This is a genomic window from Pantoea jilinensis (genome assembly GCF_019104105.1).
GTDB lineage: Bacteria > Pseudomonadota > Gammaproteobacteria > Enterobacterales > Enterobacteriaceae > Pantoea > Pantoea eucalypti.
The window spans coordinates 176126-199334 of sequence record NZ_CP077746.1 but is presented as its reverse complement, the minus strand read 5'-3'; the positions used below and the strand labels follow the sequence as shown (position 1 = coordinate 199334).

Genomic DNA, 23209 nt, shown 5'->3' with positions numbered 1-23209 from the left:
GCGGTGCTCATCTGTAAAACGTCATAATGAATTTCATTATGTGTTCACTCGTGAGGCTTTGATATTTTTTTGCGTCCGGAGACGCTGATATCAATCCTGCGAGTGCCCACACAGATTGTCTGATAAATTGTTAAAGAGCATGCCGCGATTTACTGCGGCGCGGGCTGCGTATATTACGCTTTCCGCATTGTCAGTCAAGCATTTATTTTCGCTTAACTCACTGGTTCGTATGATTTCGAACCTACTCAACCCGACGCTTCGTAAGCCGTTGTGCCGTGTCAGTGGAGGCGCATTATAGGGAGTTCTCGGAGGCTGACAAGTGCTAATTTCAAATAAAATTTCGAGTGCTTCTTTTTTCAGCGAAAAGCCGCTAAAGCGCCAGTTTTTCAAGCAACGGGAAGCCATAACGCTGTAAAACGGGTGATAATTGTACCGCTTCACCATCCAGCTCCGTGCAGAATGCGACGTTCTGTTGCGAAGAATTTACTTCAGGCGCTTCATGTTCCAGTAGCCAGGCTGTTCGTCGGGCAATTGCCGCACCGGAATCAATCAGACGCGTCCCTTCAGGTAACACCTGCTGCAGCTCTTCGCGCAGTAAAGGGAAGTGCGTACAGCCTAAAACAACCGTGTCCGGTGGTTCAGCCATCCGCAGCCACGGCTGAACAATACGGCGCACCTCATCCAGTGCAACCTCAGCACCGTGTAGCTTAGCTTCTGCCAGTTCCACCAGCTCCGCCGATCCCAGCATTTCGATGTTGCAGGAACCGGCGAATTGCGCCACCAGCTCGTGGGTATAAGGACGGCGCACTGTAGCCCGCGTCGCCAGCAACCCGACCACACCATTTCGCGTCAGGCGCGCGGCAGGTTTAATCGCCGGAACCACACCCACGACAGGAAACGCAAAGCGTTCACGTAAAGCAGGCAATGAAACCGTGCTGGCTGTATTGCAGGCGATGATGACTAATGAGAGAGGATAACGCTGTGTAATGGCCTCAACGATAGCGACCACGCGTTCCACGATGAAGGTTTCGCTTTTCTCGCCGTAAGGGAATCCAGCGTTATCGAAGGCGTAGAGATAATGAAGATCCGGCAACAGCTGACGGACCTCATCATAGACAGAAAGCCCACCGACGCCGGAATCAAACACCAGCACGGTGGGACGCAAATCAGAAGTTGTAGCTGCCGCTGAGGTAATACTCTCGTCCTGGAGTCTGATAGCCATACACTGTCTCGTAATCTTTATCGAACAGGTTGGCAATTCTACCACGAACCGTGAGTTGTGAAGTGACAGGATATGAGACGGCGAGATCCCACAGGCTGACACCGCCTAATTTCACACGACGGCTGGGCGTGCTGTTGAAGTCGGTATCATAACGGTCGCCCAGATAGTGATAAGTCACGGACCAGTCAAACTCATGCAGTGTCCAGTCAAGCTGATACTTGACCTGCTGCTTAGCCCGGCGAACGAGCGGCTGATCGGTGCTGCCATCCCGCGCATCGACATAATCATATGAGAGCTGATGCGTCAGCGGCCCGGTATCGAATCCAGCGGTGGCTTCAACACCTTTAATACGTGCCTTCTCAATGTTGTAGTAGCGGAAGGTCTGCGGATCGCCTTCAATCAGGTCATCAATGTCGTTGCGATAGCCCGACACGCGCCAGTTCACCGGCCCGGTCAGCCCCTCAAAGCCGCCTTCCCACTGCTTACTTTTTTCAGGATCGAGGTCGCGGTTGCCATAAAATGGGCTGTATACCTGCGACAGATTAGGCGCTTTGAAAGCAGTACCATACGAAGCGAACGCGCGGTACCCGGAAATAAACTCCCATGACGCCGCCGTCTGCCAGGTGTTATGCCAGCCGAACTGATTGTTATCGTCACCACGTACCGCACCCTCAAGAGTGACGCTGCCAAACTGTTGCTGCCCGGTCACGTAGAGGCCGGTATTACGCTGTTCATAGCCATCTGATAAATAGTTCGTGCCCGGTTCCGTTGTCTCTTTCTGCCAGTCAACACCCGCACTGACGGCGCCCTGCCCCACCTGCACGGTATTGCCCCACTGCAGATTGTACTGGGTGACATCATCAAAGGTGGATGCAGCGCCGTAGCGGCCATTGCGCGGATCGTAGTTAATGTCTTTGGTATGGCCATAACTGGCAATAAGCTGGGTGGAGTAGACGTCGCGGTTGAAGCGTAAACCGGTGTCCCAGGTCTGGCTGTAGAGCTGACGGGTATCCGCCAGGCCGATGATATTCGTGAAGCTGTCATCATACGTGTAAGACCCGTCATAGGCAGTGCGGTTATCAAAGCCATAGCCGCGCACAAAACCACTGAGTTCATCGCTGAACTGATGCTCAAGGTTGCCATACAGGGTTTTGCTCATGAAGCCGTCGCGATCGTGCTGCGCCGGGCCATAGTCATTGGGATAGCCCGCCACCACGTCATACCCTTTGGTGTAGGTATAGTTGCCTGCCAGGGTAAGCTTTGTCGCGTCGCCCAGCATCTGCTGGGTTGAGCCGTCATACGATTGATAGCCGTTGGATCCCATGCCCGCCGTCAGCGTCGTGCCCGGTTGCGAACGGCCCGTAATAATATTCACCACGCCGCCAATGGCATCAGAACCGTAAACCGCGGAACGTGCGCCGCGAATATATTCGATGCGTTGCACCAGCGACAGGGGGATCTGGCTGAGGTCGGACGAACCGGTAATACCCGCCTGATTAAGCCGGATACCATCAATCAGGATCAGCACATGTCTGGACTCAGTACCCCGAATAAACAGCGAACTCTGCTGCCCTAGCCCGCCGCTTTGCGCGACATCGACACCCGGCAGACGGCGCATCACATCTGTCAGACTTTTGGCCTGCCAGCGATCAATCTCATCACGCGTGACGACGGTTGTCGGCGCCAGCACCCCGGAAACAGGTTCGGCAAAACGGTTGGCAGTGACGATTTGCGTATCATCATTCCCCTGCGCAAAACCGTTTTGCGCCCAGAGAGAAATCGCCGTTGCGCTCAGAGCGAACAGCGATGCAGTTTTTTTTGTCATTTTAATCGCATCCATAAGACGAAGCAGGATGCCGCAGGCCGACAATCAATAGAACGCGATGATTGTACGAGTAGCGACGTTACACCGGCAGGTCTTCGGGCTGGGAACCATAAATGATGATGACTTCCCATCCCGGAGGACAGTGTCTGCAATTGCACTCATCACGACATTCCTTACCGCTGCGCGTCAGCTCCAGATTCACACTGGATTCCCTATTAACTCAGGCTTGAGGCCGGCGTCTGCAGTCTACGGAGTGGAGATACGGAAGTCCAGACTGCCAAATATCTTATCGCTGTGGGACTGGACATCAGCAAGTGAATGCCTACAATCGCCCGCTGGTAAGCTATTAATCAGGATTGCTCATGACACCCGAACATCTCCCCATTGAAGACTATGACGCACAGCTGGCGGAAAAAGTCAGTCGTTTAGAGACGATGATGACGCCGTTTGCTGCGCCCGACGTGGAGGTGTTCCGTTCGCCGGTCAGCCACTATCGGATGCGCGCCGAATTCCGCCTGTGGCACGACGGTGATGATATCTATCACATCATCTTTGATCAGCAGACGCGCGAGCGGATCCGGGTCGATCAGTTCCCGGCAGCCAGCCAGCTGATCAATCAGCTGATGCCAAAGATGATCGCCGCGATCCGTGATAACCGCACCCTGCGTCATAAGCTGTTCCAGATCGACTATCTGTCAACCATGAGCAATCAGATTGTGATTTCACTGCTCTATCATCGCAAGCTGGATGATGAGTGGCAGCAGGCCGCCGCCGCGCTGCGTGATCAACTGCGTGCGGAAGGTCTGAATGTGCAGTTAATTGGCCGTGCGACCAAAACCAAAATCTGTCTGGATCGCGACTATGTGGATGAGTGTCTGCCGGTTGCAGGTCGCGAGATTATCTATCGTCAGGTCGAGAACAGTTTTACCCAGCCTAACGCGGCAATGAATATTCAGATGCTGGAGTGGGCGCTGGATGTGACGCAGGATTCACAGGGTGACCTGCTGGAACTGTACTGCGGTAACGGCAACTTCTCGCTGGCGCTGGCGCGCAATTTCCGCCGCGTTCTGGCAACGGAAATCGCCAAGCCTTCTGTTGCGTCGGCCCAATACAACATTGCCGTGAACCAGATTGATAACGTGCAGATCATTCGCATGGCGGCGGAGGAGTTTACTCAGGCGATGAATGGCGTGCGCAGCTTTAATCGTCTGGAAGGGATTGATCTGACCAGCTACGAGTGCGAGACGATATTTGTCGATCCACCACGTAGCGGCCTGGATGAAGAGACGGTGAAAATGGTGCAGGCGTATCCGCGCATCCTTTATATCTCCTGCAACCCACAAACCCTGAGCGACAATCTGCAAACGTTGTCAGAAACGCACGACGTGACGCGGCTGGCGCTGTTTGATCAGTTCCCCTACACCCACCACATGGAATGCGGTGTGCTGCTGACGCGTAAAGCGTAAACAAAAACGGGAACCCTGAAGTTCCCGTTTTTTTTCCCTGCCGATATCCCTACTGATTACGCTTGCGCTTAAACCGCGTCGCAATCCAGAACACCAGCGCGACCATCAGAACGGTGGGAACGAAATTTGAGCCAATGTCCGGGTATTCTGCCCGCACCAGCGCGCTATAAACCAGAATCCCCAGCAGGAAAAACGCCGCCGCCAGGCCTGGCATGCCGTCCGGCATGTTGGTGTTGAGATACCGCTGATGCAGACACCAGGCCGCCAGACCCAGCGCAATCAGCGGAAAAATCGAAAAGGGAACAAAGGCGCTGAACAGCACAGAAAACGAACCGTTAATCGCTAAGCCGGTAATAAAAGCCAGTGCCAGAGTGCTTTTATCGCGGGTACCTGGGTGGGTCATGAACTGATCCTTACTCATTGCTCTTCGGGTTTTTCCAGGGTGACCGCCAGTCGTTCCTGCTCACGGCGGTACCAGTAATAAGCGCCTTTGGCGATCATCCGCAGCTGTAACACCAGCCGATCCTCAAGCTTACGTCGCTGCTCAGCATCAACGTCCAGTGCTTCTGCACCGGCGCTGAAGACAATGGTCACCATCGCTTCAGCCTGCGCTTCGGTAAAACTGCGCGGCATGCGATTTTCGACCTCAAGATAGTCAGCCAGTTCAGCGATAAAGTGCTGAATTTCACGCGCCACGGCGGCACGGAAAGCAGCAGAGGTGCCGGAACGTTCACGCAGTAACAGGCGGAAAGCGTTGGGGTTGTTGCCGATGAACTCCATAAAGGTCGACACCGACGTTTTAATGATGCTGCCGCCTTTGGCGATACGCTGTCGTGCCTGACGCATCAGCTGTCGCAGCATCAGCCCACTTTCGTCCACCATCGTCAGGCCAAGCTCATCAACATCCTTGAAATGACGATAAAAGGAGGTGGGTGCAATCCCCGCTTCACGGGCAACTTCCCGCAAACTCAAACTGGCAAAACTGCGTTCGGCGCTGAGCTGACTGAACGCTGCTTCAATCAGTGTACGTCGTGTACGTTCTTTTTGTTGCGCTCTGACGCCCATTCTCTCTGCCTTTAGCGGTGTTGAGCGGGCACTATAGCAAAATTTTCAGCGTACAGATTGGCATTCTTTGTCACTGCCTGTGAACCTCACACTTTGTCAAAATGTGATGAAAATCGCTGATAGAATTCAGAAGTGCGCGACGAGATGTTAGAATCTCGTTGTAAAAATGTATAAATAATAGGACGTATCGGTATGCAAAAGTCTTACGATTACGATGCCATTGTGATTGGCTCAGGGCCCGGCGGTGAAGGGGCGGCGATGGGGCTGGTAAAACAGGGAGCGCGCATCGCCGTGGTCGAACGCTACCACAACATCGGCGGCGGCTGTACGCACTGGGGAACCATCCCTTCCAAAGCCCTTCGCCACGCCGTCAGTCGCATTATCGAATTCAACCAAAACCCGCTCTACAGCGATCATACCCGACTGCTTCGCTCCTCTTTCGCCGACATTCTTAATCACACTGAAAGCGTGATCAGCCAGCAGACAGCCATGCGCCAGGGCTTCTACGAGCGTAACCGCTGTGAGCTTTATCAGGGCGATGCCCATTTTGTTGATGCCAATACGATTGAGATTGAACAACCTGATGGCACGCGTGAGACGCTGACGGCAGAGAAGTTTGTTATCGCCTGTGGTTCACGGCCTTACCATCCTGATAATGTCGACTTTACGCATCCCCGCGTCTACGACTCCGACTCTATCCTTAATCTGCACCACGAACCGGGTCACGTCATTATTTACGGCGCTGGCGTCATCGGCTGTGAATATGCATCGATTTTCCGTGGTCTCAACGTCAAAGTTGACCTGATTAATACCCGCGATCGCCTGCTGGCGTTTCTCGATCAGGAGATGTCGGATTCTCTCTCATACCACTTCTGGAATAGCGGCGTAGTGATTCGTCACAATGAAGAGTTTGAGAAGATCGAAGGCGTGGAAGATGGCGTCATCATGCATTTGAAGTCGGGCAAGAAAGTGAAAGCGGATTGCCTGCTGTACGCCAACGGCCGTACCGGTAACACCGATTCCCTTTCGCTGGAAAACGTCGGTCTGGAAGCCGATGGGCGTGGCCTGCTGAAAGTGAACAGCATGTATCAGACAGCGCAGCCGCACATTTATGCCGTCGGTGACGTGATTGGCTATCCAAGCCTGGCCTCAGCCGCCTACGATCAGGGCCGTATTGCCGCACAGGCGATTATCAAAGGGGAAGCGTCAGCACACCTGATTGAAGATATCCCAACCGGTATCTACACCATTCCGGAAATCAGCTCCGTGGGTAAAACCGAGCAGCAGCTGACGGCAATGAAGGTGCCTTACGAAGTGGGCCGCGCGCAGTTTAAACATCTGGCACGCGCGCAGATTGTGGGCATGAACGTTGGCAGTCTGAAGATTCTGTTCCATCGGGAAACCAAAGAGATTCTGGGGATCCACTGCTTTGGCGAGCGTGCCGCTGAGATCATTCACATCGGTCAGGCGATCATGGAGCAAAAAAATGGTGGCAACACGATTGAGTACTTCGTGAATACCACCTTTAACTATCCGACGATGGCCGAAGCCTATCGCGTTGCGGCGTTAAACGGCTTAAACCGCCTGTTTTAACGCAGCGTCGAAATAGTGTGCCATGTGGGTTTTAATTGCCTCTGCCAGCTGTTCATAACGGCTGCGCAGAGGTGAACCCGGACGATAGACCAGCGCGATCGTGCGCTGTGGCACCGGTTTGTAGCAGGTGAGATAGCAGACACCGTCGCGAATACGCTCTGGTGGAACTGCCAGCGCCGGTAACAGCGTAATGCCACTGCCTGCCGCCACCATATTGCGCAGTGTCTCAAGACTGGTCGCCCGGAAATGGGTATCTTCATCGGCACCCGCCTCAAAGCAGAATCCCATCGCCTGGTCACGCAGACAGTGTCCATCTTCCAGCATCAGCAATTTCTCGCCGGCCAGATCGGACATTGGCACACGATCGCGATCGCACCACGGATGATCGGCATAGACAGCCAGCTTCATTGGCTCATCAAACAGCGGCACTTCGATAAAGGCCTGACTCTCTTTGACCAGCGCAACAATCGCACAGTCGAGCTTGCCACTGTCGAGCTGTGACAGCAGCTGTTGCGTCTGCGCTTCGTGCAGATACATCTCCAGTTTCGGGAAGGTCTGGTGCAGCGTCGGGATAATCTGTGGCAGTAAATACGGCGCGGTGGTCGGGATGAGGCCGATATGCAGCGGACCTGACATCGCTTCCCCTTGCTGACTGGCCATCTCTTTCAGCACTTTCACTTCACGCAGCACCGTACGCGCCTGATCCACCAGCAGTAAACCTGCCTGCGTGAACAGCACTTTACGGCTGGTGCGCTCCAGCAGCATCACACCCAGCTCATCTTCCAGCTTACGGATCTGCCCGCTTAACGTGGGCTGACTGACATGACATGCATCCGCCGCACGGCGGAAATGACGGTGTTCAGCAAGCGAAACCAGATATTCAAGATCACGAATATTCATTATTACCCTCCAAACCACGATAGCCCGTGGCGATAGATAGAATAGCAATGAACGATTGGCCCTATCAAGGGTGGTTGGGAATAATGCGCGCAACAAAAAGCTCAGGAGTCTGTCTTCATCTCTATAAAGCCAGCTGCGGCTTCTGTGCGCAGGCCATACAGAGGCTGAGTGAGCATGTCATTGAGTACGAAAATTGTGATGGGACAGGATTCGACAACCGTCAGTTCAGGAGCCGTTTCAGGCCTGGCGACGGTACTGCAGGTCTTCATGGGCGGTCGTCATGCTGGCGGCAGTGAGGATCTGCGTCAATACTTGCTGTCAGCGTAAGAGAGTCTGAGCGTCGGCCGGGAGAGCGGGCGCTTTGATGATGTGCCTATAAAAAATAGTAGTTCTGAAGCTAGAGGTTGGCGGGCATTTTAACGTGCCCGCTTTTTTTTTACCTGCTGATCACGCCAGACGCTGTTTAGCGTCACCGATAGCGCGGGCAACCTGCTGCGGAGAAACACCGCCCTGCGCATTACGCTTATCCAGACACGATTGCAGCGCCAGAATCGGATAGACATCCTCGCCAATCACCGCGCTGAACTGCTGAAGTTGTGCCAGCGACAGCGCTTCAAGTGCTACGCCCTGCCCGATAGCCGCCACGACAACTTCGCCAACGATATGGTGTGCTTCACGGAACGGCACGCCTTTGGCGACCAGATAGTCGGCCAGCTCAGTAGAGTTTGCGTAGCCCTGTTCAGCGGCTTCCTGGCAACGCGGACGTTTAACCTGCAGGCCATCCAGCACCAGCACTGACATATGCAGACAGTCGAGCCAGGTATCCAGCGCGTCAAACAGCCCTTCTTTGTCTTCCTGCATATCTTTGTTGTAGGCCAGCGGCAGACCTTTTAGCGTCATCATCATGCCGGTCAGTGCACCCTGCACACGACCACATTTGCCGCGAATCAGCTCCAGCGCATCCGGATTTTTCTTCTGCGGCATCAGTGATGAGCCTGAGGTCACTTTATCTGACAGCTCAATAAAGCCTGCTTCGCCGGTGTTGAAGAAAATCATATCTTCCGCAAAGCGCGACAGATGCACCATGCCAATGGCCGCGTCAGAGAGCAGTTCCAGCACGTGATCGCGGTCTGATACGGTATCCAGACTGTTACGTGTGGCGGAAGCGAAGCCCAGCCAGCCTGCCAGCTGCTGACGATCAATCTCGTAAGCGGTACCGGCCAGTGCGCCACAGCCCAGCGGGCTGACATCAAGACGCTTCAGGGTATCCTGCAGACGGCTCTCGTCACGCGCCAGCATTTCAACGTAGGCCAGACACCAGTGCGCAAACGTCACCGGCTGCGCACGCTGCAAGTGGGTGTAGCCCGGCATCACTGCATCCTGATTGGCTTCAGCGGTAACCACTAACGCCTGCTGCAGCTCACGTGTGGCGCCCAGCAGCGCTTCGATCTGTACCTTGCACCACAGTTTCAGATCGGTCGCGACCTGATCGTTGCGGCTACGGCCGGTGTGCAGCTTTTTGCCCAGCGAGCCGACTTTGTCGATCAGCTTACCTTCAACCCAGCTGTGAATATCTTCGGCATCGCTCTGCAGAATCTGTTCAGGATTTTCACGCACTTCATTCAATAGCGAATTCAGGGCCGCTTCAAGTTGCTGCTGCTCATCCTGAGTCAGCACATTGACCGTCACCAGCGCTTTGGACCAGGCAACAGAGCCAATGATGTCCTGCTCTGCCAGGCGGTAATCGAAGCGCAGCGAGTCATTGAACTGTTTAAAACGTTGATCCGCTGCCTGAGTAAACCGTCCACCCCAAAGTGCCATGTGAAAACTCCTCTGAATCGTTAAACAAGAGGCGGCATAAATGCCGCCCCTGAATCAAAACTGTGAGGCGAGGCGCACCCCGCCTGAAAAATTACTTCTTCTGCTCGTTCAGGGCGCGGATACGCGAAGAGAGCGAGAACAGACGGATAAAGCCGCCCGCGTGACGGTGATCGTAAACTTCATCTTCACCGAAGGTAGCGAACTCTTCCGAGTAGAGGCTGTTCGCAGAACGCTTCTGAGTGGCTGTCGCCTGGCCTTTGTAGAGCTGCAGCACCACTTCACCGTTAACTTCTTCCGCCAGCGATTCGGCAGCAGCCTGAATCGACTTACGCAGCGGAGCGAACCAGCGACCATCATAAACGACGTAAGACATCTCGTGGCCCAGCTGCTCACGCCATTTGAAGCTATCGCGATCCAGGACCAGCTGCTCAACCGCACGCAGCGCATTCACCATGATGGTGCCGCCAGGGGTTTCGTAGCAGCCGCGGGATTTAATGCCTACCAGACGGTTTTCAACGATATCGATACGGCCGACGCCATGTTTTGCGCCCAGCACGTTCAGTTTTTCCAGACACTGGAACGGACTCAGTTTTTCGCCGTTAACCGCCACAACACGGCCTTTCTCAACGGTTACAGTCACGTCTTCAGGCTGGTCAGGCGCTTCCAGCGGATCGACAGTCCAGACCCAGCAATCTTTATTTGGTGCATTGGCCGGGCTTTCCAGCACGCCGCCTTCGGTGGAGATATGCCAGGCGTTTTCGTCACGGCTGTAGATTTTTTCCAGCGAAGCGGTGGTCGGAATGTTGCGCTCTTTCAGATAGTCCAGCAGTGCTTCACGTGAACGCAGGTTCCATTCACGCCACGGTGCCACGACTTTCAGCTGTGGTGCCAGCGCGGTGTAGGTGGTTTCGAAACGCACCTGGTCATTGCCTTTACCGGTTGCACCATGACACAGCGCATCCGCGCCTACTTTCAGTGCCAGCTCAACCTGCGCTTTTGCGATGATAGGACGCGCCATAGAGGTGCCCAGCAGATAGGTCCCTTCATACAACGCGCCGGTCTGCAGTACCGGATAAACGTAGTCGCTGATGAACTCTTCACGCAGGTCAACCACGTGACATTCAGAGGCGCCAGACTGCAGGGCTTTCTTCTCAACACCTTCAAGATCGCCGCGCTCCTGACCAATATCCGCTACAAATGCGACCACTTCACAGCCGCCGTAGTTCTCTTTCAGCCATGGAATGATGGCCGAAGTATCAAGACCACCGGAGTAAGCCAGAACGATTTTTTTGATGTTTTGCGTTTGCATTTCGTAATCCTTGAATCAGAGTCGTTAAGCGAGAATCCGGGTGCCAATCGACACGCCGTTAAAAAGATCAGTCAGCCGCTCAGCGTGACGCCAGCTGGCAATATCGACCGGGCGACCCAGTGTACGCGCCGCATCAAGTGCCGCGTGGACTTTAACAATCATGCCATCGGTAATAATGCCCTGGGAAATCAGCTGCTCAGCTTTGTCGGCGGTCATCTCTTCGATGCGCTGACCTTTGCCGTCGAGAATACCACTGACGTCAGACAACAGAACCAGATCAGCACCCAGCGTCGAGGCCAGCGCGGTTGCCGCCTGGTCAGCGTTGACGTTCATCAGGTCGCCGCTGTCAGTAATACCAATTGAGCTCACCACCGGCATGTAACCCGCCGCCAGCAGCGTGTTCAGCAAGGCCGGATTACCCGGCGTTGCGTGGCCAACATGGCCAAGTTCGTCATCAAACGGAGCGACATTCACAATGCCCGCATCGCCCAGGCAGAGGCCGACCGCGTTGATGCCCGATTTTTTTGCCCAGGCCAGCAGCGTTTTGTTTGCGGTTCCCGCCAGTGCACCAGTAATGATGTCGATCTGATCGGCTGGGGTGACGCGCAGGCCATTTTTCTTCATGACTGGCAGCGCCAGCTTTTTCATCAGTTCATCGACCAGGCAACCGCCGCCGTGGACAATGAGCAGCGGACGCTGATGGGCGCTGCGATATTTCAGCAGCGCTTCAAACAAACGGGCCAGCGCTTCTTCGCTGTCTAACAGCACACCGCCCAGCTTAATAATCAATGGATTGGTCATGGTTAAGTTGTCCGTTAAATCAGTGACTGCGTTTCAGGGAAGCCGAACCGGATGTTCAGGCACTGTACCGCCTGCGATGCCGCGCCTTTCAGCAGATTATCTTCGGCGGCGACGACAATCAGATGTTCGCCCTGTACTTCAAAACCGATATCACAGTAAGGCAGGCCCACAACGGCTTTCAGCCCCGGCACGCCCTTATCATAGAGCCGCACCAGTGGCTTATTGTCATAGGCGCGATGGAAAACAGCGGCGATATCTTCGCGGCTGACACCCGCTTTCAGACGGCAGGTAATCGTTGCCAGAATACCGCGCGGGAAACTGCCCAGATGCGGCGTAAAGATCACGGGTGTACCGAGGTGCGCAACAATTTCCGGATGGTGACGATGGTTAAACAGGCCATAAGGCTGCAGGCTTACTTCGCAGAAACTGGTGCCGACATTGGCTTTACGTCCGGCACCGCTTACGCCGCTGGTGGCGTTAATGACTGGCCACTGCGCATCGTTCAACAGTCCGGCATCCACCAGGGGTTTCAGTGCCAGTTGCGCAGCGGTCGGGTAGCAACCCGGTACCGCTACCAGCTGCGCCTGCTGAATTTTCTCATGCTGATATTCCGCCAGGCCGTACACCGCTTTGTCCAGCCAGTCACCATGCTGATGGGTAAAGCCATAGAAACGCGTATAAAAATCAGCGTCATTAACGCGGAACGCGCCTGACAGGTCGAACACGACACAACCGGCCTTAAGGAATTCCGGCGCCAGATCGTGGCTGACTTCATGCGCCGTCGCCAGGAACACCACATCCACTTTGTCTGCCCACTCAGCTGCGCTGCTTAGCGGCTGTAGCGGTAAATCCACTACGCCTTTCAGCTGTGGATGGAGGTCAGAGAGGCGCTTGCCAGCATCAGGGCTTTGCGCAGAAACCGCCAAAGCGGTTATGTTGATATGTGGATGGCGATTCAGGAAAGTGGCAAGCTCTACACCGGCATAACCACTGGCACCAACGATCAGCGTATTCAACATCAGGCTGTAACCCTTTTTACAGTCGCACGTTCCGGGTCGCGGCCTTGCCCCGTTACCCACCCTGTCATCTGCAGTGATTTATGGTTCCCTTGCAGAGGACGTTAATGTATTTTTATTCACTATTACTGCATGAATATGGATACATCCTAACCCAAGGACCGCCAACAGTGAAGACAAAATTACCGCCTTTTATTGAACTGTACCGCCAGTTGATCGCCACACCGTCGATCAGCGCAACCGATGCCGCACTGGATCAGAGTAATGAAACTTTAATCAATTTGCTGGCCGGCTGGTTCCGCGACCTTGGCTTCAGCGTTGAAGTGCAGCCGGTGCCCGGCACCCGCAATAAATTTAATATGCTGGCGCGAACCGGCACCGGTGCGGGCGGCCTGCTGTTAGCCGGTCATACGGATACCGTTCCCTTTGATGATGGCCGCTGGACGCGCGATCCCTTTACTCTGACTGAGCATGACAACAAGCTCTACGGCCTGGGCACAGCAGACATGAAAGGCTTCTTCGCCTTTATTCTCGACACGCTGCGCGATGTGGATGTCAGCACGCTGAGCAAACCGCTCTATATCCTTGCCACGGCCGATGAAGAGACCACCATGGCTGGCGCCAAATATTTCTCTGAATCGACGCAGCTGCGTCCCGACTGTGCCATCATCGGTGAACCGACTTCGCTTAAACCGGTGCGCGCGCACAAAGGCCATCTGTCGAATGTGATTCGCATCGAGGGGAAATCGGGCCATTCCAGCGATCCGGCACGCGGTGTCAACGCCATTGAACTGATGCATGAGTCGATCACTCATCTGATGCAACTGCGCACGACGCTGCAGGAGCGTTATCACCATGACGGCTTCGCTATCCCTTATCCGACCATGAATTTCGGCCATATTCATGGCGGAGACGCCGCGAACCGTATCTGCGCCTGCTGTGAACTGCATATGGATATTCGTCCGTTGCCGGGCCTGTCGCTGAGCGATCTGGATGGGTTGCTGAACGAGGCGCTGGCACCGGTGAGTGCACGCTGGCCGGGCCGGGTCACCGTGGCCGAACTGCATCCGCCGATTCCGGGCTATGAGTGTCCGGTAAATCATGAACTGGTGAGTGTGGTTGAGAAATTACTGGGTACGCCAACCGAGGTGGTGAATTACTGTACCGAGGCGCCGTTTATTCAAACACTCTGCCCAACACTGGTCCTGGGCCCGGGCTCAATCAATCAGGCGCATCAGCCCGACGAATTTATTGATACGGCATTTATTAAGCCGACACGGGCGCTAATCAGTCAGGTTGTGCAGCATTTTTGTCACTGATTGACAGCAAATGGGGCATTTCACTGTATTAACAGCAAAATGCCCCCGCAATCTGCGGGATTTAACAATAAGAATAACTTATCCCGCTTCTTTCTCTATAAATTCTACGAATTTCCGTTAGTTAGCCACATCTTCAGTGCACTTTAACGCATTTGACGAACGCAGCATTACGTGGCTAGATAAAAGACGATGTTATGCCCACCGGGTGATTATCCAGAACGTTTCAGAATGTGGACAGGCGGCAACGGAGCCGGTTCCCTGTAGATTATCGGGGACACAATGTTGCTGATTTTTCTGCTGCCTGAAAGGTCGGGTGTATGAGTTTTTCAAGACGATAAGGGTGTCAGGGTCCAATGAACGAACAATATTCCGCAATGCGAAGTAATGTCAGTATGCTCGGCAAACTGCTCGGGGATACGATTAAGGATGCACTGGGAGAGAACATCCTCGACCAGGTTGAAACCATCCGTAAGCTCTCCAAGTCATCCCGTGCAGGAAATGACACTCATCGTAAAGAACTGCTCAATACGCTGCAGAACCTCTCCAACGAGGAGCTTCTGCCGGTTGCACGCGCTTTCAGCCAGTTTCTGAACCTCACTAACGTGGCTGAGCAGTATCAGACCATCTCGCAAAGTGGTGAGGGTGAGAACCATCCTGAACTGCTGAAAAAGACCTTTGATACCCTGAAACAGCAGAAAGATATCAGCGAAAGCGACATCCTTGCGGCCATTGAATCACTGTCTCTGGAGCTGGTGCTGACTGCGCACCCGACCGAAATCACCCGTCGTACACTGATTCACAAGCTGGTTGAAGTTAACAGCTGCCTGAAGCAGCTTGATCACAGCGATGTCTCCGACTACGAACGCAACCAGATTATGCGCCGTTTGCGCCAGCTGGTGGCGCAGGCGTGGCACACCGATGAGATCCGTAAATATCGTCCGACCCCAGTAGACGAAGCCAAATGGGGCTTTGCCGTCGTAGAAAACAGCCTGTGGGAAGGCGTTCCTGCTTTCCTGCGTGAGCTGAACGAGCAGGTCGAAGAGGCGTTTGGCATCAGGCTGCCGGTCGATTTCGTGCCGGTTCAGTTCACCTCGTGGATGGGTGGCGACCGCGACGGTAACCCGAACGTCACGGCGTCGATTACCCGCCATGTGATGCAGCTGAGCCGCTGGAAAGCCACTGACCTGTTCCTGCGCGATATCGGCGTGTTGATCTCCGAGCTGTCGATGTCCGAGTGCAGTGAAGAGATCCGCGAACTCAGCGGCGAGCCGGAAGCGCTGGAACCTTACCGTGTGATCCTGAAACGTCTGCGCAGTCAGCTGATGACGACCCAGTCGTTCCTGGAACGCCGCCTGAAAGGCGAACGCCTGCCGCGTCCGGCCGATCTGCTGGTCTCCAACGATCAACTGTGGGACCCGCTGTTTGCCATCTATCAGTCACTGCAACAGTGCGGCATGGGCATTATCGCTAACGGTCAGTTGCTTGATACGCTGCGCCGCGTGAAATGCTTCGGCGTGCCGCTGGTGCGTATCGATCTGCGCCAGGAGAGCACCCGTCACACAGAGGCGATTGCCGAAGTGACCCGTTATCTGGGCCTCGGCGATTATGAAAGCTGGTCTGAAGCGGACAAGCAGGCGTTCCTGATCCGTGAACTGAATTCCAAGCGCCCGCTGCTGCCTCGTACCTGGGAACCCAGCGATGAGACGCGTGAAGTGCTGGAGACGTGTCGTGTCGCGGCGGAAGCCCCGCAGGGTTCTATCGCCGCCTATGTTATTTCGATGGCGAAAACCCCTTCCGACGTGCTGGCCGTGCATCTGCTGCTGAAAGAAGCGGGCATCGCTTATGCCATGCCGGTTGCACCGCTGTTTGAAACGCTTGATGATCTGAATAACGCGAACGACGTGATGAGCCAGCTGCTGAGCATCGACTGGTATCGCGGCTTTATTCAGGGCAAACAGATGGTGATGATTGGCTATTCTGACTCGGCGAAAGATGCCGGTGTCATGGCCGCCAGCTGGGCGCAATATCAGGCACAGGATGCCCTGATTAAAACCTGCGAGAAAGCCGGTATTTCACTGACGCTGTTCCATGGACGCGGCGGCAGCATTGGTCGTGGCGGCGCGCCCGCCCATGCCGCACTGCTGTCACAACCGCCAGGCAGCCTGCGCGGCGGTCTGCGTGTGACTGAACAGGGTGAGATGATCCGCTTTAAATATGGCTTACCGGCCGTGACCATCGCCAGCCTGTCGCTCTACACCGGCGCAATTCTGGAAGCAAACCTGATGCCACCGCCAGAGCCAAAACGCGAATGGCGCGACATTATGGATCAGCTCTCAGCTGACTCCTGTGCGATGTATCGTGGTTATGTGCGTGAAAACGCTGACTTCGTCCCTTATTTCCGTTCGGCGACGCCGGAGCAGGAGCTGGGTAAATTACCGCTGGGATCACGTCCGGCCAAACGCCGTCCTACCGGTGGCGTAGAGTCGCTGCGTGCGATTCCATGGATTTTCGCCTGGACGCAGAACCGTCTGATGCTGCCTGCCTGGCTGGGTGCCGGTGCTGCATTGCAGCAGGCGATGGCAGCCGGTCATCAGGATCAGCTGGAAGCGATGTGCCGCGACTGGCCATTCTTCTCCACCCGTCTGGGGATGCTGGAGATGGTCTTCTCGAAAGCCGACCTGTGGCTGGCGGAATATTACGATCAGCGTCTGGTCGATAAATCACTCTGGCCGCTGGGTAAACAACTGCGCGAACAGCTTGCTGCGGATATCAAAGCGGTACTGACCATCGCCAATGACTCACACCTGATGGCTGACCAGCCGTGGATTGCCGAGTCGATTGCGCTGCGTAACGTCTATACCGATCCGCTCAACGTACTCCAGGCAGAACTGCTACATCGTTCACGTGCGCAGGAAGCCCGTGGTGAGGAGCCGGATGCCCGCGTAGAGCAGGCGCTGATGGTGACGATTGCAGGTGTGGCGGCAGGTATGCGCAATACCGGTTAATCGTGGTCAGGCGCTGACAACGGTCAGCGCTGCCCGCCAGAAAAACAAAAAAGTCGGGACGTTCCCGACTTTTTTATTGGCTGTAACAAGAGGCTTAAGCCGCAGCGGCAGGACGCACACCTAACGTGTGACAGATGGCGTAACTCATTTCGGCACGGTTCAGCGTGTAAAAATGGAAATCTTTCACCCCTTCGCGTGACAGGATTTTTACCATGTCCATCGCGATATTGGCGCCCACCATTTTGCGCGTTTCCGGATCATCATCCAGACCGGCAAACATCGCGTTCATCCAGCCCGGCACACGCACATTGGTCAGCGTGGCAAAGCGCTGGAGCTGTTTAAAGTTAGAGACCGGCAGAATGCCCGGCACAATTTCTACATCAATGCCGGTCGAAACACAGCGATCGCGAAAACGTAAATAGCTTTCAACGTCAAAGAAGAACTGGGTAATTGCCCGGTTTGCGCCGGCATCAATTTTTCGCTTCAGGTTAATCAGATCGGCCTGGGCGCTTTTCGCTTCGGGATGGACTTCAGGATAGGCGGCGACGGAAATATCAAAATCGCCGACCTCTTTCAGCAGCGACACCAGATCGCTGCCGTACATCTCAGGCTTGCCGCTGCCGGTAGGCAGGTCACCGCGCAGCGCCACAATATGGCGAATGCCATTGTTCCAGTAATCCTGAGCAATGGTGCGCAGTTCATCCCGCGTGGCATCAACACAGGTCAGATGGGGTGCAGCCTCCAGCCCGGTTCTATCTTTAATGCCTTTGATAATGCTGTGGGTGCGGTCGCGTTCCCCTGAGTTCGCGCCGTAGGTAACGGAAACGAATTTTGGTTTCAGGCTGCTCAGACGATCGATGGAGCTCCAGAGGGTCTCTTCCATTTCGCTGGTACGCGGCGGGAAGAACTCAAATGAAACATTAATTTGCCCGTTCAGCTCAGCCAGGCTCTGGTTTAGCGCTTCGCGCTGATTGGCATGAAAGAAACTCATCCTGCACCCTCATCGATTAACAATCGGCCTGCGAACATCTACACGTTTAGACGTCCAGATGTTCAAAATGACGTAATCTGCGGATGTCGTCAACTTAAAAATGATCAACAGACGTGATCAATTTTCAATCAACTTGAAGAAGTTTCAACAGAGGAGAGATAACGCATTGAAAACAGGCGCCGAAGCGCCTGTTAAAGAGAAATTACAGCAACTGTGCGAGGCGATTAATATCTGACTGTATTGCACCTGCGGTAACATCACGGCCTGCACCGGGTCCGCGGATGACCAGCGGATTGTCGCGATACCAGCGACTTTCAATCGCAAAGACGTTGTCGCACGGCAGCAGCGAAGCCAGCGGATGTTCCGGACGCACCGCTTCGACACCGACACGTGCTTTACCGTTGGCATCAAACCGGGCAACGTAACGCAGCACCAGGTCCATCTCCTGCGCGGCTTCCAGACGCTGCAGCATCTGCTCATTCAGCTCTTCACCATTTTCAAAGAAGTGGTCTACTGAGCCCTGCTGACAGTTGTCTGGCACCAGCGACTCCACCCGTACCTGATCCGGCTCGATGTTGTAGCCTGCTTCACGCGCCAGGATCACCAGCTTACGCATCACATCCTGACCCGAGAGATCGGCGCGCGGATCCGGCTCGGTTAAGCCCTGCTGCCAGGCCTGATCCACCAGCTCGGTAAACGGCACCGTGCCATCAAACTGCAGGAACAGCCAGGACAACGTACCGGAGAAGATCCCGCTGATTGCCAGGATGGTATCGCCGCTGTCGCGCAGGTCGCGTACCGTGTAGTTGATCGGCAGGCCTGCGCCTACGGTGGCGTTATAGAGCCAGTGACGCCCGGTTTTGGTAAAGGCATCACGAATCTGCCGCCAGGTCTGACTGTCTGACGCACCCGCGACCTTATTGGCGCTGATCACGTGAAAGCCGTGGCTGGCAAAGTCGAGATACTGCTGTGCCAGCGGTGTGCTGGCTGTGACATCCAGCACTACCAGGTCATCAAACGGATGCGCGCACATCCACAGGAACAGCGACTCTTCATCGCGTTCCACCGCTTCATCATCAAAGAAGGCGAGTGCCCGACTGGCATCCAGACCTTCATAGCTCAGCAGACTGCGACGGCTATCCGCGACACCCGCCAGCACAAATTCAAAGCCGGTCCGCGCTGACAGCGTTTCCTGATCGCGGGCAAACAGCTCCAGCCAGCGCGAACCGATATTCCCTTTGCCAAACAGCATCAGGCCGATGCGCTTTTCTGCACGGAACAGCGACTGATGGAGTCCCTGAATCAGATGCTGCGTCGGGCCGACGCGCAGCACCGCGACCACGCTGATGTGCTCTTCTGACTGCCAGATGAACTCAACCGGCTGATCTTTTAACTGCTGCCAGAAGCGATGGGTATGCAGCGGATTGCGGGTAACGCCTGCGCCAACCAGCGCCACCAGCGCAAGGCCATCGCGCAGCTGCAGATGGCCCGGTAAACCGGCATCCTGTAGCAGCGTAAAGGCACTGTTAACCACTTCGGAGGTATAACAGAGCTGCAGCAGTTGACGGTCAGGATGAACGCCAAACGCCAGCGGTCGCAGCTGCGCGCGCTTCAGCAACAGGTCGATCTCTTTGTGAAGGATGGCAAAGTCACGCTGCTCTGGCAGCTGAATCTCAATCAGGCAAACATCGTCATGGCTGGTGACAATGCGCGCGCCTGTTCCGGAGGCCAGCACGCGTTCAATTCGGGTTGAGCCCTGCTCCGGCTGATAACTGCAGCGCAATTGCAAATCGATATCACTGCCGGAAACCGGCTGCAGCGTACGGGTATGCAGCACCGGTGCCGCCAGACGCGCCAGCTCACTGGCCTCATCCAGCCTTAACAGCGGCAGCAGACAGGCATCAGAGACTTTGCGGGGATCGGCGCTATAAACGCCCGCCACATCGCTCCAGATCGTCACACGTCCGACACCCGCCAGCGCACCGATCTGCGTAGCGGAATAGTCGGAGCCGTTACGGCCAAGCAGGACGGTTTCACCGGCATCGTTACGGCTGATAAAGCCGGTGACCACGATGCGCTTATGGGGATGCTGCGCCAGCAAAGTCTGCAGCAGTGGCCAGGATTTACCCTCATCCACCTGTGGCTGAGCGGCACGTTCAGCACGCAAAAACTCACGCGCATCCAGCCAGCAGGCCTGCAGATCACGCTGGCTCAGGACCGCTGACATCAGGCGTGCTGACCAGACTTCACCGTGCCCGACCACTTCGGCATAGACCGCATCGGTAATCGGCGCATCCAGCAGGGCCGCCAGCTTTTCCAGATCGCGAATAAACGCAGTAATTAAAGGTTCGGCGATCTCAGCAGGCAGCAGCGCACCGATCAGTTCGCTCTGGTAGCGACGCAAGGCCTGTTGCACCTGGTGCGCAGAGAGGCGATCGCTCTGGCTCAGCTTCAGCCAGCTAATCAGCTGGTTGGTGGTTGAACCTGCCGCAGAGACCACCATCAGGTCGCCCGGCTGGCTGTAATCCGCCATAATGCTGGCAACGCGCTGATAGCAACGCGCATCGGCCAGACTGCTGCCACCAAACTTATGCAACTGCCTGATAGTCGGCGTTCCCGCGCCTGCTGAAATCGTCATACTTAACCCTCGGCTGCGATCCGGAATGCATTATCCAGATCGGCAATTAAATCTTCGTGATCTTCAATACCAACAGAAACCCGTAGCAGCGTATCGGAAATGCCCGCTGCCGCGCGTGCTTCTGCTGACATACCCGCGTGCGTCATGGTGGCGGTATGGGAGATCAGACTTTCCACGCCACCCAGCGATTCCGCCAGCGTAAAGAGCCGCAACGCTTTCAGGAAGCGGCGCAGCAGTGCCTCATCACCGTCGATTTCAAAACTCAGCATGGCACCAAAGCCGCGCTGCTGACGTACGGCATGTTCGTGTCCGGCGTTTTCCGGCAGCGAAGGATGATACAACTTTTTCACCCGCTTCTGCTGCTTCAGATACTCAACAATCGCGAGTGCGTTGCGTTGTGCGGCCGCAATGCGCGGCGACAGGGTACGAATTCCGCGCAGCAGCAGATAGCTGTCAAATGCCGCGCCGGTTACACCAATATTATTCGCCCACCAGGCCAGGTCGGTTGCCAGTTGCGGATCTTTGGCAATCACTGCGCCCGCTACCACATCGGAGTGGCCATTGAGGTATTTGGTACAGGAATGGATCACCAGATCGGCACCCAACGCCAGAGGGTTCTGCAGCGCCGGACTCATAAAGGTGTTGTCCACCACGCTGATAGCACCTGCTGCGCGGGCAGCGGCGCAAATCGCGCTGATATCCACTACGCGCAGCAGCGGATTGCTGGGGCTTTCAATCAGCACCAGTTTAGGGTTTTCATCCAGTGCCGCCTGCAGCGCCACCGGGTCGCCCTGATCGACAAATTTAACCCGATACGCGCCGCGCTTGCTCAGGCTGTCAAACAGCCGATAGCTGCCGCCATAACAGTCGTGTGGCGCAACCAGCAGATCGCCAGGCTTCAGGAACACCGTCGTCACCAGGTGAATCGCCGACATCCCGGTATTAGTTAAAACCGCGCCCGCTCCTCCCTCCAGTTCGGCCAGGGTACGCTGTACGACATCACGCGTGGGGTTGCCACGACGGGAGTAGTCATGCGCACGAGGCTCATTAAAATCCAGGAAGTTGTAGGTCGTAGAGAGGTGGATTGGCGGGACAACGCAGCCATATTGCTCGTCATCATTCAGACCGCTGCGCACTGCGATGGTTGCCGGTTTACGCGTCATGAGCGAATTGTTCCTGAAGAGTGAATAAAATGTAGGCCACAGGATATCACCCTCTAATTAGACGTCAATACATCTGGACATCTAAATGTCTTTGCGTATAGATTGAGCAAAAACGCAATAACCGCTAAAATTATGCGTCATCGCCTGGCGTTCCCCTCTGTGATGCAGAGGCAGTGAGCGAAGAAAACCCGCCATATCAGGGGTCAGGCAGGAAAAAATCAGGCATAATTCGCTGATTTCCTCACATTTAACGTTTATTAATTAAGGTAACCCATGGCTGAATGGAACGGCGAATATATCAGCCCGTACGCTGAGCACGGTAAGAAGAGCGAGCAGGTCAAGAAGATTACAGTATCTATCCCATTGAGCGTGCTGAAGATTTTAACGGATGAGCGTACCCGTCGTCAGGTGAACAACCTGCGTCACGCCACCAACAGTGAGCTGCTTTGCGAAGCCTTTTTGCATGCCTTTACCGGGCAACCGTTGCCAGACGACGTGGACCTGCGTAAAGAACGCAGCGATGAAATTCCTGAAGAAGCGAAAAAGATCATGCGCGATATGGGCATCGATCCCGACACCTGGGAATATTAATTCGTCAGCGCATAAAAAAACCCAGCCGAAGCTGGGTTTTTTCTTGCCGCCGAACCCGCAGGTTCAGGTGCCTTTTAATCTTATTTTTTAGCGCCTGGCACGCTGAAACGCTTGTTAAAGCGGTCAACACGGCCACCAGTTGCCACTTCACGCTGCTTACCGGTATAGAACGGGTGGCATTTGCCACAAACGTCCAGGTTCAGTTCGTGAGTCAGTGTTGAACGGGTGTGGATCTCGTTGCCGCAGGTACATTTGATAGTAACTGCTTCGTATTTCGGGTGAATACCTTGTTTCATGGGAAACCTCATAGAAGGCCGTGTCGCTCTCCGTGCCAGGCTTTGACCTGCACAGCACCACACGCGGTTGAACATTATAGGGTGTACTCCGGCCAGATATTTCTCACCGAAGGCGGCATATTATACAGGTAAGTTTCGATTGCTGCAAATATCTGCTGAGATACCCGCCATCAGGGTCAGCGTGTACA

19 protein-coding genes and 1 riboswitch are annotated in these 23209 nt (G+C 55.0%); of the genes, 6 read left to right on the top strand and 13 right to left on the bottom strand.

The annotated features are described in order from the left end of the window. Positions 1–370 precede the first annotated feature (370 nt). Together murI and btuB are read right to left on the bottom strand one after the other, a co-directional pair. A complete protein-coding gene (gene murI / locus KTJ90_RS00920) occupies positions 371–1222 on the bottom strand; it encodes a glutamate racemase (protein WP_033762375.1) in 852 nt (283 codons plus the stop codon). Then, positions 1167–3047, bottom strand: a complete 1881-nt coding sequence (btuB, locus tag KTJ90_RS00915; protein WP_078805334.1) for a TonB-dependent vitamin B12 receptor BtuB — start codon at positions 3045–3047, stop codon at positions 1167–1169. The genes murI and btuB overlap by 56 nt, the downstream gene beginning before the upstream one ends. A gap of 69 nt (positions 3048–3116) precedes the next feature. Next, a riboswitch (cobalamin riboswitch) is annotated at positions 3117–3299 on the bottom strand. A gap of 110 nt (positions 3300–3409) precedes the next feature. Between btuB and trmA the strand changes: the two genes are divergently transcribed. Further along, a complete protein-coding gene (gene trmA / locus KTJ90_RS00910; RefSeq protein ID WP_003851194.1) occupies positions 3410–4513 on the top strand; it encodes a tRNA (uridine(54)-C5)-methyltransferase TrmA in 1104 nt (367 codons plus the stop codon). A 49-nt stretch (positions 4514–4562) separates the two neighbouring features. Here the strand turns inward: trmA and KTJ90_RS00905 are convergent, their stop codons facing one another. Then, positions 4563–4916 carry a YijD family membrane protein gene (locus KTJ90_RS00905; protein WP_003851197.1) on the bottom strand — a complete coding sequence of 118 codons (354 nt, stop codon included), beginning with the start codon at positions 4914–4916 and terminating at the stop codon, positions 4563–4565. A gap of 14 nt (positions 4917–4930) precedes the next feature. Continuing rightward, positions 4931–5578 (bottom strand): HTH-type transcriptional repressor FabR, encoded by a 648-nt coding sequence (fabR, locus tag KTJ90_RS00900; protein ID WP_003851200.1) that lies wholly within the window; start codon positions 5576–5578, stop codon positions 4931–4933. A 192-nt stretch (positions 5579–5770) separates the two neighbouring features. Between fabR and sthA the strand changes: the two genes are divergently transcribed. Continuing rightward, on the top strand, positions 5771–7171 hold the full coding sequence (sthA, locus tag KTJ90_RS00895) for a Si-specific NAD(P)(+) transhydrogenase (RefSeq protein WP_003851201.1): 1401 nt from the start codon (positions 5771–5773) through the stop codon (positions 7169–7171). On the opposite strand, the gene oxyR is transcribed toward sthA, so the two are convergent. After that, positions 7154–8071, bottom strand: coding sequence for a DNA-binding transcriptional regulator OxyR (gene oxyR / locus KTJ90_RS00890; RefSeq protein ID WP_003851204.1), 918 nt, complete (start codon positions 8069–8071; stop codon positions 7154–7156). The two genes, sthA and oxyR, sit on opposite strands and share 18 nt — an antisense overlap. A 180-nt stretch (positions 8072–8251) precedes the next feature. Between oxyR and KTJ90_RS00885 the strand changes: the two genes are divergently transcribed. Beyond that, positions 8252–8398: a thioredoxin domain-containing protein gene (locus KTJ90_RS00885; RefSeq protein WP_153574532.1), complete on the top strand. Its 147-nt coding sequence runs from the start codon at positions 8252–8254 to the stop codon at positions 8396–8398. A 120-nt stretch (positions 8399–8518) separates the two neighbouring features. Here the strand turns inward: KTJ90_RS00885 and argH are convergent, their stop codons facing one another. The 4 genes from argH to argC form a co-directional block, all read right to left on the bottom strand. After that, positions 8519–9892 carry an argininosuccinate lyase gene (gene argH / locus KTJ90_RS00880; protein WP_003851207.1) on the bottom strand — a complete coding sequence of 458 codons (1374 nt, stop codon included), beginning with the start codon at positions 9890–9892 and terminating at the stop codon, positions 8519–8521. Between the two features lie 91 nt (positions 9893–9983). Next, a complete protein-coding gene (locus tag KTJ90_RS00875) occupies positions 9984–11201 on the bottom strand; it encodes an argininosuccinate synthase (protein ID WP_003851209.1) in 1218 nt (405 codons plus the stop codon). 24 nt (positions 11202–11225) lie between these two features. Then, positions 11226–12002, bottom strand: a complete 777-nt coding sequence (gene argB, locus KTJ90_RS00870; protein ID WP_039660602.1) for an acetylglutamate kinase — start codon at positions 12000–12002, stop codon at positions 11226–11228. Between the two features lie 14 nt (positions 12003–12016). Further along, positions 12017–13021 carry an N-acetyl-gamma-glutamyl-phosphate reductase gene (gene argC / locus KTJ90_RS00865; protein ID WP_039660601.1) on the bottom strand — a complete coding sequence of 335 codons (1005 nt, stop codon included), beginning with the start codon at positions 13019–13021 and terminating at the stop codon, positions 12017–12019. A 167-nt stretch (positions 13022–13188) separates the two neighbouring features. On the opposite strand from argC, the gene argE reads away from it, so the two are divergent. After that, positions 13189–14337, top strand: coding sequence for an acetylornithine deacetylase (gene argE, locus KTJ90_RS00860; RefSeq protein ID WP_003851216.1), 1149 nt, complete (start codon positions 13189–13191; stop codon positions 14335–14337). Positions 14338–14690: 353 nt separating this feature from the next. Beyond that, positions 14691–17342: a phosphoenolpyruvate carboxylase gene (ppc, locus tag KTJ90_RS00855; protein WP_499025820.1), complete on the top strand. Its 2652-nt coding sequence runs from the start codon at positions 14691–14693 to the stop codon at positions 17340–17342. 94 nt (positions 17343–17436) lie between these two features. Here ppc and metF read toward each other — a convergent pair whose 3' ends face one another. The 3 genes from metF to metB all read right to left on the bottom strand — a co-directional run bounded on the left by metF (position 17437) and on the right by metB (position 22134). Then, the gene (gene metF / locus KTJ90_RS00850) at positions 17437–18333 is read right to left on the bottom strand and encodes a methylenetetrahydrofolate reductase (protein WP_499025818.1); all 897 of its coding nucleotides are present in this window, start codon (positions 18331–18333) and stop codon (positions 17437–17439) included. Positions 18334–18535: 202 nt separating this feature from the next. Next, complete coding sequence (locus KTJ90_RS00845; RefSeq protein WP_499025816.1) at positions 18536–20971, bottom strand: bifunctional aspartate kinase/homoserine dehydrogenase II; 2436 nt, start codon at positions 20969–20971, stop codon at positions 18536–18538. A 2-nt stretch (positions 20972–20973) separates the two neighbouring features. After that, the gene (gene metB / locus KTJ90_RS00840) at positions 20974–22134 is read right to left on the bottom strand and encodes a cystathionine gamma-synthase (protein ID WP_003851223.1); all 1161 of its coding nucleotides are present in this window, start codon (positions 22132–22134) and stop codon (positions 20974–20976) included. Positions 22135–22407: 273 nt separating this feature from the next. Between metB and metJ the strand changes: the two genes are divergently transcribed. Continuing rightward, a complete protein-coding gene (gene metJ / locus KTJ90_RS00835; protein ID WP_003851225.1) occupies positions 22408–22725 on the top strand; it encodes a met regulon transcriptional regulator MetJ in 318 nt (105 codons plus the stop codon). A gap of 80 nt (positions 22726–22805) precedes the next feature. Here the strand turns inward: metJ and rpmE are convergent, their stop codons facing one another. Beyond that, positions 22806–23021: a 50S ribosomal protein L31 gene (gene rpmE, locus KTJ90_RS00830; RefSeq protein WP_003851227.1), complete on the bottom strand. Its 216-nt coding sequence runs from the start codon at positions 23019–23021 to the stop codon at positions 22806–22808. Positions 23022–23209 lie beyond the last annotated feature (188 nt).

Bases quoted from the DNA above. Each gene is read 5' to 3' on its own strand.
- murI (WP_033762375.1), bottom strand. From the start codon at position 1,222: ATGGCTATCAGACTCCAGGACGAGAGTATTACCTCAGCGGCAGCTACA.
- oxyR (WP_003851204.1), bottom strand. From the start codon at position 8,071: ATGAATATTCGTGATCTTGAATATCTGGTTTCGCTTGCTGAACACCGT.
- metB (WP_003851223.1), bottom strand. From the start codon at position 22,134: ATGACGCGTAAACCGGCAACCATCGCAGTGCGCAGCGGTCTGAATGAT.
- KTJ90_RS00845 (WP_499025816.1), bottom strand. From the start codon at position 20,971: ATGACGATTTCAGCAGGCGCGGGAACGCCGACTATCAGGCAGTTGCAT.
- fabR (WP_003851200.1), bottom strand. From the start codon at position 5,578: ATGGGCGTCAGAGCGCAACAAAAAGAACGTACACGACGTACACTGATT.
- argB (WP_039660602.1), bottom strand. From the start codon at position 12,002: ATGACCAATCCATTGATTATTAAGCTGGGCGGTGTGCTGTTAGACAGC.
- argH (WP_003851207.1), bottom strand. From the start codon at position 9,892: ATGGCACTTTGGGGTGGACGGTTTACTCAGGCAGCGGATCAACGTTTT.
- KTJ90_RS00875 (WP_003851209.1), bottom strand. From the start codon at position 11,201: ATGCAAACGCAAAACATCAAAAAAATCGTTCTGGCTTACTCCGGTGGT.
- metJ (WP_003851225.1), top strand. From the start codon at position 22,408: ATGGCTGAATGGAACGGCGAATATATCAGCCCGTACGCTGAGCACGGT.
- metF (WP_499025818.1), bottom strand. From the start codon at position 18,333: ATGAGTTTCTTTCATGCCAATCAGCGCGAAGCGCTAAACCAGAGCCTG.
- btuB (WP_078805334.1), bottom strand. From the start codon at position 3,047: ATGACAAAAAAAACTGCATCGCTGTTCGCTCTGAGCGCAACGGCGATT.
- KTJ90_RS00905 (WP_003851197.1), bottom strand. From the start codon at position 4,916: ATGACCCACCCAGGTACCCGCGATAAAAGCACTCTGGCACTGGCTTTT.
- argC (WP_039660601.1), bottom strand. From the start codon at position 13,021: ATGTTGAATACGCTGATCGTTGGTGCCAGTGGTTATGCCGGTGTAGAG.
- ppc (WP_499025820.1), top strand. From the start codon at position 14,691: ATGAACGAACAATATTCCGCAATGCGAAGTAATGTCAGTATGCTCGGC.
- sthA (WP_003851201.1), top strand. From the start codon at position 5,771: ATGCAAAAGTCTTACGATTACGATGCCATTGTGATTGGCTCAGGGCCC.
- trmA (WP_003851194.1), top strand. From the start codon at position 3,410: ATGACACCCGAACATCTCCCCATTGAAGACTATGACGCACAGCTGGCG.
- rpmE (WP_003851227.1), bottom strand. From the start codon at position 23,021: ATGAAACAAGGTATTCACCCGAAATACGAAGCAGTTACTATCAAATGT.